At 69.1% G+C, this 17,326-nt stretch carries 11 protein-coding genes, 1 pseudogene and 1 riboswitch; of the genes and pseudogenes, 7 read left to right on the top strand and 5 right to left on the bottom strand.

Annotated elements, in window-relative coordinates; all coding sequences use genetic code 11:
- Positions 1-36: 36 nt before the first annotated feature.
- Both VN779_RS19995 and VN779_RS19990 read right to left on the bottom strand, forming a co-directional pair.
- Positions 37-1,377 carry a DUF5691 domain-containing protein gene (locus VN779_RS19995; RefSeq protein ID WP_325725596.1) on the bottom strand — a complete coding sequence of 447 codons (1,341 nt, stop codon included), beginning with the start codon at positions 1,375-1,377 and terminating at the stop codon, positions 37-39.
- Complete coding sequence (locus VN779_RS19990) at positions 1,374-2,843, bottom strand: SWIM zinc finger family protein (protein ID WP_325725593.1); 1,470 nt, start codon at positions 2,841-2,843, stop codon at positions 1,374-1,376. Before VN779_RS19990 ends, VN779_RS19995 begins: the two co-directional genes overlap by 4 nt.
- 128 nt (positions 2,844-2,971) lie before the next feature.
- Here VN779_RS19990 and VN779_RS19985 point away from each other — a divergent pair, with 128 nt between their 5' ends.
- Positions 2,972-4,066, top strand: coding sequence for a hypothetical protein (locus VN779_RS19985; protein WP_325725592.1), 1,095 nt, complete (start codon positions 2,972-2,974; stop codon positions 4,064-4,066).
- Positions 4,050-4,589, top strand: coding sequence for a hypothetical protein (locus tag VN779_RS19980; RefSeq protein WP_325725590.1), 540 nt, complete (start codon positions 4,050-4,052; stop codon positions 4,587-4,589). The genes VN779_RS19985 and VN779_RS19980 overlap by 17 nt, the downstream gene beginning before the upstream one ends.
- A 121-nt stretch (positions 4,590-4,710) precedes the next feature.
- Here VN779_RS19980 and VN779_RS19975 read toward each other — a convergent pair whose 3' ends face one another.
- Complete coding sequence (locus VN779_RS19975) at positions 4,711-5,130, bottom strand: cobalamin B12-binding domain-containing protein (RefSeq protein ID WP_325725588.1); 420 nt, start codon at positions 5,128-5,130, stop codon at positions 4,711-4,713.
- A gap of 254 nt (positions 5,131-5,384) precedes the next feature.
- On the opposite strand from VN779_RS19975, the pseudogene VN779_RS19970 reads away from it, so the two are divergent.
- From VN779_RS19970 to VN779_RS19955, 4 genes and pseudogenes are all read left to right on the top strand, one after another.
- Positions 5,385-6,086 (top strand): annotated as a pseudogene (locus tag VN779_RS19970) (ABC transporter ATP-binding protein); the annotation flags it as partial.
- 264 nt (positions 6,087-6,350) lie between these two features.
- The gene (locus VN779_RS19965) at positions 6,351-7,184 is read left to right on the top strand and encodes an ABC transporter permease subunit (RefSeq protein WP_325725584.1); all 834 of its coding nucleotides are present in this window, start codon (positions 6,351-6,353) and stop codon (positions 7,182-7,184) included.
- A gap of 70 nt (positions 7,185-7,254) precedes the next feature.
- Positions 7,255-8,541 carry a sensor histidine kinase gene (locus tag VN779_RS19960; protein ID WP_325725582.1) on the top strand — a complete coding sequence of 429 codons (1,287 nt, stop codon included), beginning with the start codon at positions 7,255-7,257 and terminating at the stop codon, positions 8,539-8,541.
- Positions 8,542-8,601: 60 nt separating this feature from the next.
- Positions 8,602-9,273, top strand: a complete 672-nt coding sequence (locus VN779_RS19955; protein WP_325725580.1) for a response regulator transcription factor — start codon at positions 8,602-8,604, stop codon at positions 9,271-9,273.
- A gap of 108 nt (positions 9,274-9,381) precedes the next feature.
- On the opposite strand, the gene pcrA is transcribed toward VN779_RS19955, so the two are convergent.
- Positions 9,382-11,967 (bottom strand): DNA helicase PcrA, encoded by a 2,586-nt coding sequence (gene pcrA, locus VN779_RS19950; RefSeq protein ID WP_325725578.1) that lies wholly within the window; start codon positions 11,965-11,967, stop codon positions 9,382-9,384.
- A gap of 647 nt (positions 11,968-12,614) precedes the next feature.
- Positions 12,615-12,776: riboswitch (cyclic di-AMP (ydaO/yuaA leader) on the top strand.
- A 3-nt stretch (positions 12,777-12,779) separates the two neighbouring features.
- Between pcrA and VN779_RS19945 the strand changes: the two genes are divergently transcribed.
- Complete coding sequence (locus tag VN779_RS19945) at positions 12,780-13,823, top strand: C40 family peptidase (RefSeq protein WP_325725577.1); 1,044 nt, start codon at positions 12,780-12,782, stop codon at positions 13,821-13,823.
- Positions 13,824-14,255: 432 nt separating this feature from the next.
- Here VN779_RS19945 and VN779_RS19940 read toward each other — a convergent pair.
- The coding region (locus tag VN779_RS19940; protein ID WP_325725574.1) for an ABC transporter ATP-binding protein at positions 14,256-17,326 on the bottom strand (3,071 nt) is incomplete at its 5' end.

Genomic DNA, 17,326 nt, shown 5'->3' with positions numbered 1-17,326 from the left:
CGCGATTCGCGTGGTACTGATTCGAAACGAACGCGGTTACGGTTGGGCCGGCCGCGCCGCCGCCTGGTCGGGCGGCGCGAGTTCGGCGAGCATGTCGCGGCGGAAGTCCAGCAGAGCGAGCATCGAAACCAAGTCGACCCGGGACGCGGTGTGCGGTGTTTGATCGCGTGTTGTCTGATCGCGCGGTGTCTGATCGCGCGGTGTCTGATCACCCGAAGCCAGGGCCACGGCCTGCTGCGCTACCAGCGCGGCCACCCGGTCGCGCACAGAGACCGGGGCGTTGTCCGCGACCGCGACCTGCAACTGTTCGGCTATCCAGCCGGTCCATGCGGGTTGATCGGCCCGCCGGCCGTGATCGACGAGCGCGTCGAGCAGCAGCAGCGCGCCGTCCGGCGGCCAGCCCTCGCCGGTGCGGGTCATCACGAAGTTGTGCAGGTCCCGGCTGATTCCCCGGGCAGCGGCGAGCAACCGCGCTACCTCGGCGGTGAATTCGGGCGGCTGCGGCTTGTCGCGTTTACGCTCCAGGCTGCCGGCCAGCAGCGTGGCCTCGTCACGCACCTGCTTCGAGGAGTCCCGGATCAGCGCCTGCACGAACGACAGGTCGGCCGGGTCGGGGTAGCGCGAGAGCAGCGCGAGCAGGCCGAGTTTGACCGGCGCGCGTTCCCCGGCCCAGGTCTCCCGGATCAGCCGCCGAGCCGCATCGGCGTCGGTGAGGTAGAGCCCTGCGACGTAAGCGATGCGCCGATCCGGATCAGCACTCTGCCAGTCCTCCGGCCGCAACCGCGCGCGAGCCTCGCGCGACAGGTACTTCCAGTTGCCGCCGGCCGTGACGAGCCAGCGCCCGGGTTCGCCGAGCACGGCCGCGAGGTCGACGCGGATCAGCATGTTGGTACGGCCGAGGTCGAGCAGCTGCGGGAGGAACGCGGCAGGCAGCCGGTAGCCGGCGGCCCGCACGGCCGAAAGCCATTCCGGCAAATACTTGGGGTACGAGTCCAGGATGGTGCACAGCCGGTGGGCAGCGGCCTCGGGCAGCGGCGGCCGGGGGTCCACCGGCGCGGGATCGGGCAGCGTGCCCTCGAAACGCTCCGGCGGGCGTCCTACCCGCCAGGCGAGGCCGGCCTGCGCCGCTTGGGAGAGCAGGATAAGTGCAGGGTCCTGCGATTGGCGTCCGGACCCCGGACCTCGGTCCGCGTTGCCGGCAATGCCTGTGACGCTTGGGCTGCCTGTGACGCTTGGGCTGCCTGCGATGCTTGGGATCTGCGGCACCGGCCGCCGATCCGTGCCGACCAGCGCGATTGACACCAACTCAGCCCAATCGGCGATCTCAGCCGTCTGATCGGCGTCGGGCAGAGCCCCGTGCTGGTGCGTACCCGTCACCACAAGCTCGCCGCCTGTCCGTTGTTCCAGATCGTGATCGGGGTCAGCCCAGCGGGCCGGTACAGGCCGAACAACGGCGCGGGATGGCCGCCGCTGCAGGCGAGCAGCGTCTGGCGCAGCTGTTCGGCGCGCGTCGGATCCATACCGTCGGCATCCGCCAGCAGTGGAACCCGGCTGCCACCTTTGGCGTCAATGATCTGCCATGCCTCCGGCTTCGCGCCGACAAGCGGAACCGCGCTGTCGAGCACGACCGGTACGGCCGCGGTCCACGGATCGGCCGCGAGCGCCGCCGCGAAGCCCGCGGCAGCCTCGTCCAGCGTTCCGCCCTGCGGGCCATCGAGCACCGACACAGCATCCTGATCCACGGCCGCGTCCTGATTCAACACCGCGTGTTCCACCAGGACGGCTCGCAGCGGTACCGCGTCGGGAGCGAAAGCCAGTTCCGCTGCAAGGACCGCGCCGGCGGGCAGCGCGATGCCAAAGGCCTGGCCGGCCGGCGCGAACGCGAGCAGCATGGCGATCCGTCCGTCCGCCTCACGTTGCAGCCAAACCCGGCGCTCGACGAGTTTGTCCGCGGCCAGGTCCCGGCTGCCGAGGACCAGCCACCGCCCGGAGGCGTGCTCGCCGACCTCCGCGATCTCCGCGGCGGTCATGGTCAGCCCGATCCGGCGCCGCACGGTCGCGGCGAGCGGCGCGGGCAGCGATTCCCGGTTGCGCCAGCCCTGGATCAACAGGTGCAGCAACGAGAACTCGGCCAGCGTGCGCTCCGGCCAGTCCTCTGACGCATTGAGGCAGTGCGTAAGTTCGCGTACTCGTGCGGCCAGTGCGCCGGCCTGCGCGTCGATCAAGCGCCTGGACAGGTCGTCGATCGGCCGGTACCCGGCGGCGCGCAGGCCGGTCAGCCCGGAGCGCACCTGGTCGCAGAGCCATAGTTCGAGGTCATCGAGCCCTGCGTCGATGCGCTGGATCCGTTGTGCGGTGCGGCGTTCGGCCGCCTCAGTCGCCTTGCGAGCGGCAGTCGGATCGGCGTCGTCGCCCTCCGCCGCGGCCCGCCCGGTGGCCACCGCTTTTCGTGCCTCACTGCGTTGCGCCCGCTCGCGGCGCGCTTCGAGCCAGTCCTGCACCCGCTGCGGTGGCTCCTCGGCCTCGGGTACCCCGCCGGCGGACCAAAGCAGCATCAAGCCGAGCGCGTGCTTGCAGGGGAACTTCCGCGAGGGGCAGGAGCAGGCGTAGGCGGGCGCGCCCTGGTCGGCCCCAAGTTCGACAGTGACCTGATACGGCTTCGCACCGCTGCCCTTGCAATCGCCCCACAGCAAGCCGATCCCGCTCCGCGCGCCGTAGCCGCTCCACGGCGCCGGCGAGGCCAGTTTCGCGCCCGCACGCTGCGACGCCGGGTCTGGCGCCAGCGCGTGTACCCGGTCGGCCGACCAGCGCTGCGCCGCGGCGGGGTTGATCGTTCCTGCCATGAGCGAGACACTATTCGATCGCGCCGACAGAGGCACTCGCGGTTCCTACGCGACGCCGCCTGACAGCTGACCGTGCAGGTACCAACGGATAGACTCGGTGTGCGACAAGCCGCCGGGAGGGCTGTGGTTTGGGCCTCGAAATCGAATTCGACTACGACGACACCCAGGGCGGCGTGTGGTCCTCCGCACACGAGGCGCCGCCGCTGCAGGAGCGGGTCAGTCGGCGCTGGAACGCGGGCCTGTCCACGGCAAATCCACTGTTCGTTCAGGCCGGCATCGCCCTGGCCGCCCTCGCCCTCGGCGCCGCCTCCACGGCCGGATACCTGGAAGGCAAGTCCGCGGCCCAAGACCGCACGATCACCCGGATCCACCTGGCACCAATCAATCCGTTCGTCGTCGAGCCACTCCCTATCGCGCCAACCAACGTGAAGGACCTGCTCGCGACGCCTTGGACGAACACCTTCGACCAGCCCGTGACCCTCAGCGTGATCAACGACAGTCCGGATCCCGTAAGTGTGCTCGGCGCTCAGGTCACCGCCCCGCAGTTCGGCATCGCCAAGCTGACCCCTGCGGGTTCTAGCCTCCATCCGGCGGCACCCGGCGCCGTCACGGTACTGCGCGGCGTCGCACACTTCGTCTGCGGCGACTTGCCGCCGGTCGACCCGGTCGCAACGGTCGCCAGGCTCACGGTTCGCACCGCCGACGGCCACACCCGCGCCCAGTCGCTGATGGTCGATCGGTTCAGCGATGTCGAGGAGGCCGCGGTGTGCGCGGCGATGCCCGGCCCACAGGTCGTCACGGCGACGGCGACTAGCAGGCCCTCGTACCTCCTGCCCGGCGGCTACATCTACTCCATCGACATCACCAACCGCGCGCCGTACGCGCTGCTCGCGACGATGCCGACAAACGTGCGCTCGAGTTGGATCTCCGGCGCGGGTCTCGATGTGCAGATCCCGACGCCGACCACCATCCCAGCGCACGGTTCGGCTCGTATCTCGCTCTACATCGGCGTCGAGAACTGCAGTACCGCGCTAGAGGCAGCGCAGGCGGGATACGGCTACGACGTACTGGCGTTCACCGATGCCCGTGACGGCCCGTACAACTCCCAGTCGCGCGAGAGCGACCAAGGTCTGACGCTGTACGACTCCGCAGTGATCAAGCAATACTGCGGCACCCCTGAACTGCCCGGCATTCACAGCAGCGGCAATGGCCATCTCAAGTAACGAACTTAGCCTCGCGGCCAGGCTGCGCCGACGCACCGGCGTCGTGGCCTCGATGGTGGCCGTCGTGGGCTTCGCGTTCGGCGCGTATGGCGCGTACCGATTCGTTGACAAGCCGCGGCCGGTGCCAATCCTGTTGCGGCAGGCCACCGAGCCCGATCAATCGTCGAGCTACGCCGAATTGTCGGTCTCCGGCAGCGGCGTGTTGGTGCTGCTACGCAACGACGGTGCGGTGACGGTTCAAGTCATCGATGCCGCGTTCGCGCGCACGTCAGCCGCACCGCCGCTGTACATCGCGCCGGAGTCGGTCCCGCCTGGCGGCGAAGTGAACGTATACGTGACGGTGCCCGGCAAGTGCTACTCGGCCGGCAACAACTTCGTGGCGGTCAATGGGGATCCGCCGCCGGTTCGGATCACGGTGAGCGCACAGGAACTTGGCGGCCCGATTCAGTTCGTCCCGGTCGAAATCACCGGCGAACTGGCGACGATCATGGCCCAATGCGGCATGACCGGCAAAGGCGGCTAGCGCGCCATCACGCCCGTCACCGCCGCGCCCGCCCGTACCGAAATCTGGGGAAGCTTCGGTGTCGGTGTCGGGCTCTGCCTCTGCTTCGGCCTCAGTCTCTGCCTCCGCCTCGGCCTCAGCGTCAGGAAGCGGTCGCGACCGCCGGCCCCAGCTGCTCTTTGACCCAGTCGACGATCGACTGCGTCGGCGTGCCCGGCGTGAACACCGCGCGGACGCCAGCGTCCAGCAGCGGCTGAATGTCGCCGTCCGGGATGATCCCGCCTACGAAAACCTTGATGTCGGCCGCGTCCCGTTCACGCAGCAGCTCGACCACCTTCGGGCACAGCGTCATGTGCGCGCCCGAAAGGATCGAGAGGCCGATGCCGTCCGCGTCTTCCTGGATCGCCGTCGCGACGATCTGCTCGGGCATCTGGTGCAGGCCGGTGTAGACGACCTCGATCCCCGCGTCGCGCAGCGCCCGCGCGACGACCTTCGCCCCGCGGTCGTGGCCGTCAAGGCCCGGCTTCGCGATCACCACGCGGATCGGTCCGGACTCGCTCATTGGGCACTCCCTGCTGCGTCATCGCGGTAAGGACACTCTTCCTTCGAAGGGTATCGGAGGCCGCTAAAAGCCGCGTTGTGACTCCCACCACCCCCGCCATACGGGCGCTACACCCGACGACGACTGAGCGAGGCATGGGCGCGCACCGTCTCTGATGAGCAGGGCGAAGCGCCTCGCTCTTCGTGCCAGCACTACCTGCGGAACGGGTGACCGCTCCCTCGCGGGTGGTGGCCGCCGGCCGACAAAGTTGAGGCATGACCTCGACATACGCGATCGAAGCGCAGGGATTGACCAAACGATACGGGGGCAAGGCCGCGGTCGACGGCCTTAGTTTCACCGTCGCGCCGGGAAAGGTGACCGGCTTTCTGGGGCCGAACGGGGCAGGGAAGTCCACCACGATGCGGCTGCTGCTGGGCCTTGAGCGGCCGGACTCGGGGCGGGCACTGATCAACGGGCGGCCATATGCGTCGTTGCGGATCCCGCTGACTCAGGTGGGGGCGCTGCTGGAAGCGAAGGCCTTCCACAAGGGGCGTACCGCGCGCAACCACCTGCTGTGTCTGGCGCAGACGCAGGCGCTGCCGGCTCGGCGGGTCGACGAGGTGATCGACCTGGTGGGGCTGCGGGACGTGGCCGGACGGCGGGCCGGAGGCTATTCGCTGGGTATGGCGCAGCGGCTCGGCATCGCGGCCGCGCTGCTCGGCGATCCACGCATCGTCGTGCTCGACGAGCCGGTGAACGGGCTCGACCCGGAGGGCATCCTCTGGATCAGAAACCTGATGAAGCGGCTGGCCGCCGAGGGCCGGGCGGTGCTGGTCTCCTCGCACCTGATGAACGAGATGGCGGTGACCGCGGACCACTTGCTGGTGATCGGCCGCGGCCGGCTGCTCGCGGACAGTTCCACGGCCGAGTTCATCCGGCGGCACACCGACCCAGCCGTCTACGCGGCGACTCCGGACGTGGCCCGTCCCGCGCTGCTTGAAGAGGCGTTCATGCGACTGACCGCGAACGCCGTCGAGTACAGCGCCCGCTGAAGCGGCGGCTGACGCGCAGCGCGCTGGCTCTTGGAGCCGGCAGCGGCACGGCTCGTGGGGAGGCAGGGGACCGCACGATACGCGCCGCGTTCAAGGCAGCCGCGCCGAAACAGCCGCAGTGAGCGGCAACCGAAACAGCAGTCTTACCTCGGCCCTGTCGGCCGCAGGCCCACCCACGAGGGGAATTCCATGAGCACGTTGACCATCGCGCCGGCCACCACCACCCGGCCAACGCACGACCCCGGCTTCACCGATCTGCTACGCAGCGAGTGGACCAAGTTCAAGAGCCTGCGATCCACCTGGTGGTCGCTCGGCGTGATGCTGGTGCTCTCGCTCGGCATCTCCATCCTGCTCACCGCGATCTTCACCGCGCACTACGGCACGCTCGGCCCGGACGACAAGGCGAGCTTCAACAACGACACGGTCGGGCTGTTCCTCCAGCCCGGCGCGCAACTCGGGGAGCTGGCCCTCACCGTACTCGGCGTCCTGCTGATCACCTCCGAGTTCTCCACCGGCATGATCAAGGCGACCGTGCTGGCCGCGCCGCGCCGCACTCCGGTGCTGGCGGCGAAGGCGGTGGTGCTGGCCGGGGTGGTGCTGGTGTTGTCCGAGCTGATCGCCTGGATCTGCTTCTTCGTCGGCAGCGCGATCGTCCACAAGCACGTCACCGTCACCCTCTCCACGCCCGGTTCGCTACGCGCGGTTCTCGGTTTCGGCGCCGTGATGGCGATGACCGCGCTGATCGGCCTGGCCCTCGGGACGCTGCTGCGGCACTCGGCGGCCGCGATCAGCGTGGCGCTAGGCCTGAACCTGGTCGTGCCCATCCTTCTCTCGCTGGTGCCCGGCAGCCTGGGCCATCGCCTGACCTACGCGATGCCGCAGCGCGCCGGGCAGCTGATCATGGATCGTACGGAGTCGGGCGGCACGCCGTATTCGCAGTGGACGGGTTTCGGCATCGTCGCGCTCTGGACGCTCGGCCTGCTGATCCTCGCCTTCTGGTCGATCAAGAAGCGGGACGTGTGAGCCCCGATCGGCCAGACTGAGAACCGACCAGGGCATTGACTCGACCGTGGACATCAGAAAGGGCACAGCCATGATCGCCAGGCGCGCGCTGCGAGAAGTGATCGCGGCGCGCACCTGGCGTGAGGTGCTGTACGCGCTGCTCAGTCCGATACTCGGCGCACTCGGCTTCGCCGCGGCCGGCGGCACGCTCCTGCTCACCGCCGCTTCGATCGGAACGATCGTGATCCTCGTGCCGGTGCTGCCGCTGTTCCTCGCCCTGGATCGCACGGTCGCCGGACTGTGCCGCCGCACGGCGAACGCGTTGCTTCGGCTGGGCGTCTCAAAGCCGACGCGGGCGCCGCGCGGCGCCGGCGTGATCGGCTTCCTCGCGCGAAACGTGGCCGATCCGGTCTCGTGGCGGGCGTTCGCCTACCTCGCGCTTCGGCTGCCGCTCGGCCTGGCTCAGTTCGCGCTCGGCGTCCTGCCCTGGGTGTACGCGCTGACGTTCCTGGCTTATCCGCTGCTTTGGAATCTGGAACCGCAGTACCGCACCGATCGGCACGGCGTGCGCCACGCTTTCTCGATCCAGATCGGCAACTACTACTTCGACACCTGGCCGCGCGGCGCGATGGTTATGGGGTTCGGCGTGCTGCTGCTGTTCGCGGCGCCGTGGATCACCCGCGGCTCGCTGCTGATCGACCGCTGGTTGCTGCCCCGGCTGCTCGGCCCCTCGGCCGCCTCGCTGCGGATCAGCGAGCTGGAAGAGACCCGGGCGAACGCGATCAACGAAGCCGCGGCCACGCTGCGGCGGATCGAGCGGAACCTGCACGACGGCGTGCAGGCCCGGCTGGTGGCGCTCGGCATGCAGCTGGGACGCGCCGAATCCCGGCTCGAGGCGCAGGAATACGACCGGGCGGCGCACCTTGTGAGCACGTCGCGACAGGACGCCAAGGAGATCATCGGCGAGCTGCGGGAACTGGTGCGCGGCATCCACCCACCCGCGCTCGACTCAGGACTGGAACCCGCATTGCACACGCTCGCGGCGCGTTCGCCGATCCCGGCGACCGTACGCGTCGAGCTGCCGCAGCGGCCGCCGGCCTCGGTGGAGACGATGCTGTACTTCAGCGCCGCCGAACTGCTGACGAACGCGGGCAAGCACAGCGGGGCCTCGACGATCGCGCTGACCGTGCTGTCCGACGGCGAGCGGGTTCGGCTGATCGCGACGGACAACGGCAAGGGCGGCGCTCGCCTGGACGGCGACGGCAGCGGGCTGCGCGGCCTGGCCGAGCGGGTGCGAACCGTGGACGGGCACCTGGACGTGGACAGCCCGCCGGGCGGCCCGACCACCATCACCATCGAGGTGCCGGGGGTGTTTTGATGCCGGTTCAGCTCACGGACGTGCAAGCGGAAGCGCAACGCGACAGAAGCAGGGATATCAATGCTGGTAGTCATCGCCGAGGACACCGCGATCCTGCGCGGCGGGCTCATCGGCCTGCTTGAAGACGAAGGGCACCAGGTCGCCGCAGCCGTCGCCGACGCTGAAGCGCTCAAGCTCGCGGTTATTCAGCACCGCCCCGACATTGTCGTATCCGATATCAGGATGCCGCCTACACGCGGTTCATCAGTACAGCCTGACGAGGGCGTGCGCGCGGCGTTAGAGCTGCGGGCGCGTGACCCGAAGCTGCCGGTGCTGCTGTTCTCACAGTACGTGGAGACGCAGTACGCAGGCAGGCTGCTGGCCGGTGGCTCGGCCGGAATCGGCTATCTGCTCAAGGAGCGGGTCTTGGACGTGAAGGACTTCATCGACGCGTTGGAGCGGGTGGCGGCGGGCGGCACCGCGCTGGACCCGGAGGTTGTGTCGCAGCTGGTCGGCGCTAGCCGGGCCACCTCGATCACGGACGTGCTCAGCCCGCGCGAGCGCGACGTGATCGCGCTGATGGCCGAGGGCCGCTCGAACAGCGCGATCGCCGAGGCACTGTTCGTGACCGAGCGCGCGGTGGAGAAGCACGTCGCGAACATCTTCACGAAGCTGGACCTGCCGGTCTCGAGCGCCGACCATCGCAGGGTGCTGGCCGTACTGCGCTACCTGGGACTTGAGCAGGGAAAATAGGAATCAGTGCACTGTGTCCCGCTGGACGGGACAAGACAGCGCGGACGTCGAACCGAGTGCGCAGTGCCATGTGTCCCGATGAGCCGGACACCTCGACGGTCGGTTCGGCTACAGCTTCTGTAGCGGGGCGAAAGCGAGCACCAGCTTGCGGACGCCCGATGAGCCGAAGTCCACGGTCGCGTGCTCACCGGAGCGTCCCTCGACGGCGACGACCGTGCCCAGACCGTACGTGTCGTGCACGACCCGATCCCCGGGAGCGACGGAGATCGGCTCGCGGTTGCCGGGGCCGGCCGACTTGAAGCCCCGCTCCCGCGAGCGCTGCGCCGCCGCCGTCAACGACGGCGCGAGCGTTCCGAACGAAGTGGACTGCGGCTCCGGAGCGGTGCGCTGCCAGTCGATCAGCTTGTCCGGCACCTCGGAGAGGAACCGCGACTGCGGGTTGTACGAGGGCGAGCCCCAGGCCGAGCGCATCACCGCGCGGGTGAAGTAGAGCCGCTGCCGCGCGCGCGTGATGCCCACGTAGGCGAGCCGGCGCTCCTCCTCCAACTCCTTCGCGTTGCCGAGCGAGCGGGTATGCGGGAAGACGCCTTCCTCAAGACCGGTCAGAAAGACGACCGGGAACTCCAGCCCCTTCGCCGTGTGCAGGGTCATCAGCGTGACCACGCCTCCGCTGTCGCGGTCCGGGATCTGGTCCGCGTCGGCAACCAGCGCGACCCGCTCCAGGAAGCCGGTGATTCCGCCTTCGGGGTCGGTCTGCTCGTATTCGTGCGCGACCGCGACCAGCTCTTGCAGGTTCTCCACGCGGCTCTCGTCCTGCGGGTCGGTGGACTCCTGCAGTTCGGCCACGTAGCCGGAGCGCTCCAGGATCGACTCCAGCATCGCGGCCGGTCCCGCGCCCTCGGCCAGCTGATCGCGCAGCGCGCCCATCAGTGCCGCGAAGCCCTTGACCGCGTTCAGCGACCGCGCCGCCAGGCCGTACGCCTCCTCGGCGCGGTCGATCGCCGCGCCAAAGGAGATCCGTTCGCGTTGAGCCAGCGCGTCGAGCATCGCCTCAGCGCGCTCGCCGATGCCGCGCTTGGGAACGTTGACGATGCGGCGCAGCGATACCGAGTCGTCCGGGTTCGCCAAAGCGCGCAGGTACGCCAGCGCATCTTTGACCTCCTTGCGCTCGTAGAAGCGGACGCCGCCGACCACCCGGTACGGCAGGCCGACTCGGATGAACAGCTCCTCGAACACCCGGGACTGGGCGTTGGTCCGATAGAAAACCGCCACTTCCCCTGGTTTCGCAAGCCCCTCGTCGGTAAGCCGGTCCACCTCGTTGGCGACGAACGCCGCCTCGTCATGCTCGTTGTCGCCGACATAACCGGTGATCAGAGCGCCGTCGCCGGCGTCGGTCCACAGGTTTTTGGCGCGTCTGCTCTTGTTGCGATCGATGACCGAATTGGCCGCCGCGAGGATCGTCTGGGTGGAGCGGTAGTTCTGCTCCAGCAGGATCGTGGTCGCATTGGGGTAGTCGGCCTCGAACTCGAGGATGTTGCGGATGGTCGCGCCGCGGAACGCGTAGATCGCTTGATCCGCGTCACCGACGACGCACAGCTCGGCCGGCGGCACTTCGCCACCCGCGTCCTGCGCACGGTCATCCGGCCCGGCACCGACCAGGTCGCCGTCGACGGTGTATTTCGGGGCTTGCGACACCGCCCCGCCGACCAGCTCACGCACCAGGACGTACTGCGCGTGGTTGGTGTCCTGATACTCGTCGACCAGCACGTGCCGGAACCGGCGCCGGTAGGACTCGGCGACCGCGGGGAACGCCTGGAACAGGTTGACCGTGGTCATGATCAGATCGTCGAAGTCCAGCGCCTTGGCCGCGATCAGCCGCTGCTGGTAGTTCGCGTACACCTCGGCGATCAGCCGCTCCTGCTCGCTGCTCGCCTTGTCCCGCGCGCTCTCGTGATCGACCAATTCGTTCTTAAGCGCCGAGATCTGGGCCAGCAGGCCGCGCGGCGGGTGCCGCTTGACGTCCAGTTCCAGATCGCGGGCCACCGTGGTGATCAGCCGGCGCGAGTCGTCCGCGTCATAGATCGTGAAGGACGAGGGCAGGCCGAGGTGGCTGTGCTCGCGGCGCAGGATCCGCACGCAGGCCGAGTGGAAGGTCGAGACCCACATGATCTTGGCCCGCGACCCGACCAGCGCGGCGACGCGCTCCTTCATCTCGGCGGCGGCCTTGTTGGTGAAGGTGATCGCGAGGATCTCGCCTGGATGCACCTCGCGCTCGGCGAGCAGGTAGGCGATCCGGTGAGTCAGCACCCTGGTCTTGCCGGAGCCGGCGCCGGCGACGATGAGCAGCGGGCTGCCGGTGTGCACGACCGCCTTGCGCTGTGACGGGTTGAGCCCGGAGAGCAGGGCCTGCGGATCGAGACCGGGGCGGCGCTTCGCGGGCGCGAAGCTGCGTGCGGCCTCGGCGCGCTCGTGTTCCAGGTCCTCCGGCGGCGGCGCGGCGCCCTCTTCCTCGGCCGGCGGCGGCTCAGGCAGCCAATCCGGCCCGGCGAAGTCGCCCTCCACGGGGAAGGCGGCGGAGGAGAGCGCGGGCAGCGCGGCCTCGGCCCGCGTGCGCGCCGCGGCGCGACCGGCACGGTGCGGCGGCTTGGGCAGGTCGAAGAGGGGGGCTTCGTATGAAGCTGAGGAACTGCTCATCGTGGGACCGAGTTTAGAGTGCGCGGCTGACAGGACGGGCGGTCCCGGCCCGGTCACAGTGTCGGTCCACGGCGGTATCGGCTCTTGCGGACCGTCAGATGCGGTGACCATGTGTATAAGAAAGACGTTGCGATGACCGGAACCGGATGCTTCCGCACCGAAATGCCTAAGCACAGGGCCGAACGCAGCAATGCGCGAACAACACGGTGTGGAACAGAGCGGTTACTCGCGCCGTCCGGGGTGCGGGTCAGGGTCCGCCGATCCGCCACCGCGAGGCCTGCCGAAGCCCCAATCTTGCCGACACCGCGTCGCTAAAATCCTGGTCCGATGTGCTCTTCGTCACGGCGTCCGCGGGGTTGGGGTTTAGCGCCGAAACCGAGCGGGCAAAACGGACTTTCGGGTGCACAGGCTGAGGCAGCGGCCGGGTGGGGAAGGTGTCGCGCCGGTGCCGCGCCATGGTTGTGCGGGCAAAGACGGAACAAAATCCGGAGGCCCGCGGCGGCCATTCGGGCGACATCTCGCTAAGGTTACGGCCCAGAAGTCAGCGAGCCTGCCGGTCCCCCGCACCGGCCGCCGGCTTCCGCGCCGAGTCCCAAGGCGTTGCGCAGGACCGCGATACGCGCCCCTCTCCCCAGTGGGCCGGATAGCGACCTGTCACGCTAAGGGAGCCGGGGACCCAAAAGTCCCCCGGGGTGAATCGCCGCGCCAGACCCGTTCGGCCGCCAGCCGAGCGAGCCGGGCAAGGCGTAGGGCGACTTCTTCCAGCCCGAACCCGTCAGCTAACCCGGTAGGCGCCGTCGGAAGAAGGAGTTATGGCGTCACACCGCGCCCCGAAGGTAACCGGTAGAGCTACCGCCGCAGCGGCCGTGGTCGGTGTGACCGCAGGCACCGTCGCGCTGATGCCGGGAACCAGCCAGGCGGCACCGACGCAGAGCCTCACCCAGGTCAAGGCCGAAGTAGCATCGCTCAACCAACAGGCCGAGGTCGCGGGCCAGCAGTATGACGCGGCCCAAGAGCAGTACGCCAAGCTTCAGCAGAAGGTCGACGGCCTTCAGGGCCAGATCATCCGCGAGCAGTCGGCGCTCGACTCCCTTGAGAACACGATGGGCTTGCAGGCCGCGGCCCAGTACCGCAACGGCGGCATCTCCCCGACGCTCCAGCTCGCGCTCAACTCGAGCCCCGAGAAATACCTGAGCCAGGCCGGGATCGAGAACCAGCAAGCCTCCCAAGAGGCCATGCTGATGCGCACGATCACCCAGGACAAGGCTCAGCTCGCGCTGGACAAGAAGGCCGCAGCGGAAGCGCTGGCCGAGGAGCAGCAGGTAGTCGCGCAGGCCAAGCAGCACAAGGCCGACATCGCCACCACGTTGAACAAGGAGCAGTCGCTGCTCGCCACGCTCACCGCTCCGCAGCGCGCGACGGTCGCTGCCGGCGGCGGTTCGAGCAGCGGTTACAGCGGCCCGCTGCCCGCCGTTTCCGGGCGCGCGTCGGCAGCGGTCGCGTATGTGGAGTCGAAGGTCAACAAGGCCGGCTACGTGTACGGCGCTACTGGTCAGACCAACTTTGACTGCTCCGGTCTGATTTATGCGGCGTGGGCTTCGGCCGGTGTGCACATACCGCGCACCTCCGAGGAGCAGGCCGCAGCGGCCACCTCGATCCCTGAGTCAGCCCTCGAACCCGGCGACTACATCTTCTTCTACGGTTCGTCCAGCGGTCCCAGCCACGTGGGCATGTACGTCGGCAACGGCATGTTCATCGATGCTCGCAATGAGAACGTCGGCGTGGTGTGGGGCTCGCTCGATCCGTCGTCGAAGTACTACTCGTACATGCCGGTCTCGAGCTACGGCCGCGTCTGACACCTGACGCCTGAAGGCGCGCGGGCCGGCCGCACAACGGCCCCCGCGCGCCCGTACCACCGGCTCACCTCACCCGGCCGTCCATCGGCGCGGTCGGCACAACTCCACCAGCGCCCGAGCACGCACCGCTTCACTGACTGCGCGGCCGCGGATCACCGCCGCAGCGCTCAGTGGCTTCAGAAGAGCCGTGCTTCGTGAAGACGAGAGCTTCGTGAAGAGCGGTGCGTGCTGGATCCCAGTGCTTCCCGAAGAACGGGCATTCCAGGTCGGCCCTCCCCTCCCCCAGTCGGCCTGGAATCCGCCCCGACAGCGCCCGGACCGCCGAAATCGCCGCATCCACCCCACCACCTCCTGCGGCCACCCACCGGCGGTCCGGGCGCACAACTTTCCGCGGCCACCGGAACGCTCCTCGCGGCCGATCCCGAGCCGGTCTCAGACCTCTGCTGAAGCGTCCGTGAACGCGGCCCAGAGTCGTGCGTAAGAGCCCTGAATCGCGAGCAGCGCGTCGTGCGTGCCGTCTTCGACCACGCGGCCGCCCTCCAGCACCAGGACCCGGTCCGCGCGGGCCGCGGTGGTAAGCCGGTGTGCGACGACGAGCGTGGTGCGGGCACGCGCGACCTCGTCCATGGCCCGGGTGACCGCGGCCTCAGTGCCCAGGTCGAGCGCCGCGGTGGCCTCGTCCAGCAGCAGGATGTCCGGGTCGACGAGATAGGCGCGCGCCAGCGCCAGCAGTTGCCGCTGCCCGGCGGACAGATTGCGGCCACGTTCGCCCACCTGGTGCAGGTAACCGTCCGCCAGCCGCGCCACCACCGCGTGCGCGCCAACCGCGCGAGCCGCGGCTTCGACCTCTGCGTCAGTCGCGTCAGGGCGGCCATAGGCGATGGCGTCGCGGACCGTGCCAGGGAACAGATACGCCTCCTGCGGTACCACGCCAAGCCGGGCCCGATAGCCGGCCAGGTCGTACTCGCGCAGGTCCACGCCATCGACGCGCACCGAGCCAGCGACCGGGTCGTAGTACCGCGCGACCAGCTTGACCAGCGTGGACTTTCCCGCCCCGGTCTCGCCTACCAGCGCGACGGTCGTGCCCGGCTCGATGATCACGTTGATGCCGCGCAACGCCTCCGGAGCGTCCGGAGTGTAGGCGAAGCGCACGTCGCGGAACTCGATCCGACCGGTCAACCCGCCAGCCGGGACCGGGACGGGTTCGGCCGCCTGCGGTGTGGCGGTCTGGGTGCGCATCAGGTCTCGGATACGGCGCAGGCCGACGTTCGCCTGCTGATATCCATCGAAGACCTGGGAGAGCTGCTGGATCGGCGAGAAGATCATGTCGACGTAGAGCAGGTACGCGATCAGCGCGCCCGCGGTCAGCGTGTGCTGGCCGATCCGGTGCGCGCCGTAAACCAGCGCGAGGGCGCCGGCGAGGTCGGCGAGGAACTGGACGAACGGGAAGTAGGTCGCGATGTACTTCTGCGCGCGGGTGCGGGTGACCCGGTAGGCGTCGGCCTTCCCGGCGAACCGGTCGCGGTTGACGCCCTCGCGCCGGAATGCCTGGGTGACCCGCATCCCGGCCACGTTCTCCTGCAGGTCCGCGTTGACCGCGCTGATCCGCTCGCGCGCCTCGGTGTAGGCGCGCGCGGACTTTTTGCGGAAGACCAGGGTGGCCGCGACGAGGATCGGCAGCACCGCGTAGACCACCAGCGCCATCCGCCAGTCCAGCACCAGCAGCGCGGTCGCGATGCCGAAGAAGGTCAGCACCGAGACCACCGCGGTCGACACGCCGTTTTGCAGGAAGGAGGCGAGCGCGTCGATGTCGGTGGTCATCCGGGTCATGATCCGGCCACCCATCTCCTTCTCGTAGTAGTCCAGGCCCAGGCGCTGAAGGTGGGCGAAAGACTTCACTCGCAGCAGGTAGAGCAGACGTTCGCCGGTGCGGCCGGTGACCATGGTCTGGATCGCCTCCACGATCCAGTCGCCGACCACGATCAGCACGCCGAAGATCGCCATGGTCGCGATGACGTGATAGGCCGCGCCCTCGATGCCGTGGTCTACCGCTGTACGCACCAGGACCGGGATGAGCAGGGACGCTAATGCATCGGCGGCCTCGAGCAGCAGGCCGAGGGCGAGCAGCCAGAGGAACGGTCGCAGCAGTCTGCGCAACGAGAATTCGGGTTCTTCGGCGTGTACGAGGCCTGAATCGAGATTCGGCTTGTCCGTCGCGGGCGGCAGCGCGGCGACTTTGGCGAGCAGGTCAGGCGTGGCGGGCATCGCGCCGGCCAGGCGGCCCGGCCCGCCGCCCCCGCCGCCCTCAGCCCGCCTCTTGTAGTAGGCGGCGAGCGGGTCGCGGTCGCCGACCTTGGCGCGGTCCCACAGCTCGGGCGTGATGCCGGCGACTTGCCCGTCCTTCGCCGCCGCGCCGTTGCCGCGATCCGGCGTCGCAACGGCGCCGTTCACGACTGTGCCGTTTACTGCCGTGCCGCTGAGAGCCGCCGCGTCCAGCACCGCCTCAGCTTCGGCGACCACGCTCTGCCCAAGCTGCGCGTCGGGCACCGCGCTCAACTCGCCCGCGTCCACGCCCTCGGCGTCGTCTCCCGGCCCGGAAAGCAGCAGCCGGAAGAGGGGGCAGCGCTGCTCAAGGTCGGCCGCTGTGCCCACGTCCACCAGACGTCCTTCGTCGAGCACTGCGATCCGGTCCGCGAGTTGCAGCGTGGAGCGGCGGTGCGCGATCAGGACGGTCGTGCGCCCGGCCATCACCCGGCGCAGCGTCGCGTGGATCTCCGCCTCCGTGGCCGCGTCGATCGCCGAGGTCGCGTCGTCGAGCAGCAGGATGCGCGGATCGGTCAGCAGGGCGCGGGCGAGGGCGACGCGCTGGCGCTGGCCGCCGGAGAGAGTCAGGCCCTGCTCGCCGACCACGGTGTCATAACCCTGCGGAAGGTCCTCGATGAACCGCTCCGCCTCGGCCGCGCGCGCGGCGGCGCGGATCTGTTGCTCGGTGGCGTCCGGCCGCCCGTAAGCGATATTCGCGCGCACCGTCTCGGAGAAGAGGAACGCGTCCTCCATCACCAGGCCGATGGCAGCGCGTACCGAGTCCGTGGTGACCTCGCGCAGGTCGCGCCCGCCGATGCGTATCGCGCCGGCCTGCGGATCGTAGAAGCGCGGCAGCAGCATCGCGACCGTCGACTTGCCGGAACCCGCGGTGCCGACCAGCGCGAGCGTCTCGCCTGGCTTCACCTCCAGGGTCAGACCCTTGAGAACCGGTCGGGAGGGAAGGTAACCGAAGGTCACATTCTCGAACGCGACCCCCTCGACGCCCTCCGGCAACGGCGGCGCTTCCGGCCGGTCACTGATCTGCGGCTTCGAATCCATGACCTCGAAGACACGTACCGCGCTAGCCCGAACCTGCTGACCGAACGTCAGCAGCGTGGAGAGCGCGCGCACCGGGCCACCGAACTGCGCGAGATAGGCGGAGAAGGCGAGGAAAGTGCCGAGGGTGATGTCTCCGCGCA

The sequence above is a fragment of the Actinocrinis sp. genome, assembly GCF_035605935.1.
In the GTDB taxonomy this organism is placed as follows: Bacteria; Actinomycetota; Actinomycetes; order Streptomycetales; family Catenulisporaceae; genus Actinocrinis.
The sequence above is the reverse complement of the archived record's forward strand: the minus strand, read 5'-3'. Positions and strand labels throughout refer to the sequence as shown.

Coding starts and splice junctions, on each gene's coding strand:
- VN779_RS19990 (WP_325725593.1), bottom strand. CDS start 2,843: ATGGCAGGAACGATCAACCCCGCCGCGGCGCAGCGCTGGTCGGCCGAC.
- VN779_RS19980 (WP_325725590.1), top strand. CDS start 4,050: ATGGCCATCTCAAGTAACGAACTTAGCCTCGCGGCCAGGCTGCGCCGA.
- VN779_RS19975 (WP_325725588.1), bottom strand. CDS start 5,130: ATGAGCGAGTCCGGACCGATCCGCGTGGTGATCGCGAAGCCGGGCCTT.
- VN779_RS19965 (WP_325725584.1), top strand. CDS start 6,351: ATGAGCACGTTGACCATCGCGCCGGCCACCACCACCCGGCCAACGCAC.
- VN779_RS19960 (WP_325725582.1), top strand. CDS start 7,255: ATGATCGCCAGGCGCGCGCTGCGAGAAGTGATCGCGGCGCGCACCTGG.
- VN779_RS19955 (WP_325725580.1), top strand. CDS start 8,602: ATGCTGGTAGTCATCGCCGAGGACACCGCGATCCTGCGCGGCGGGCTC.
- pcrA (WP_325725578.1), bottom strand. CDS start 11,967: ATGAGCAGTTCCTCAGCTTCATACGAAGCCCCCCTCTTCGACCTGCCC.
- VN779_RS19945 (WP_325725577.1), top strand. CDS start 12,780: ATGGCGTCACACCGCGCCCCGAAGGTAACCGGTAGAGCTACCGCCGCA.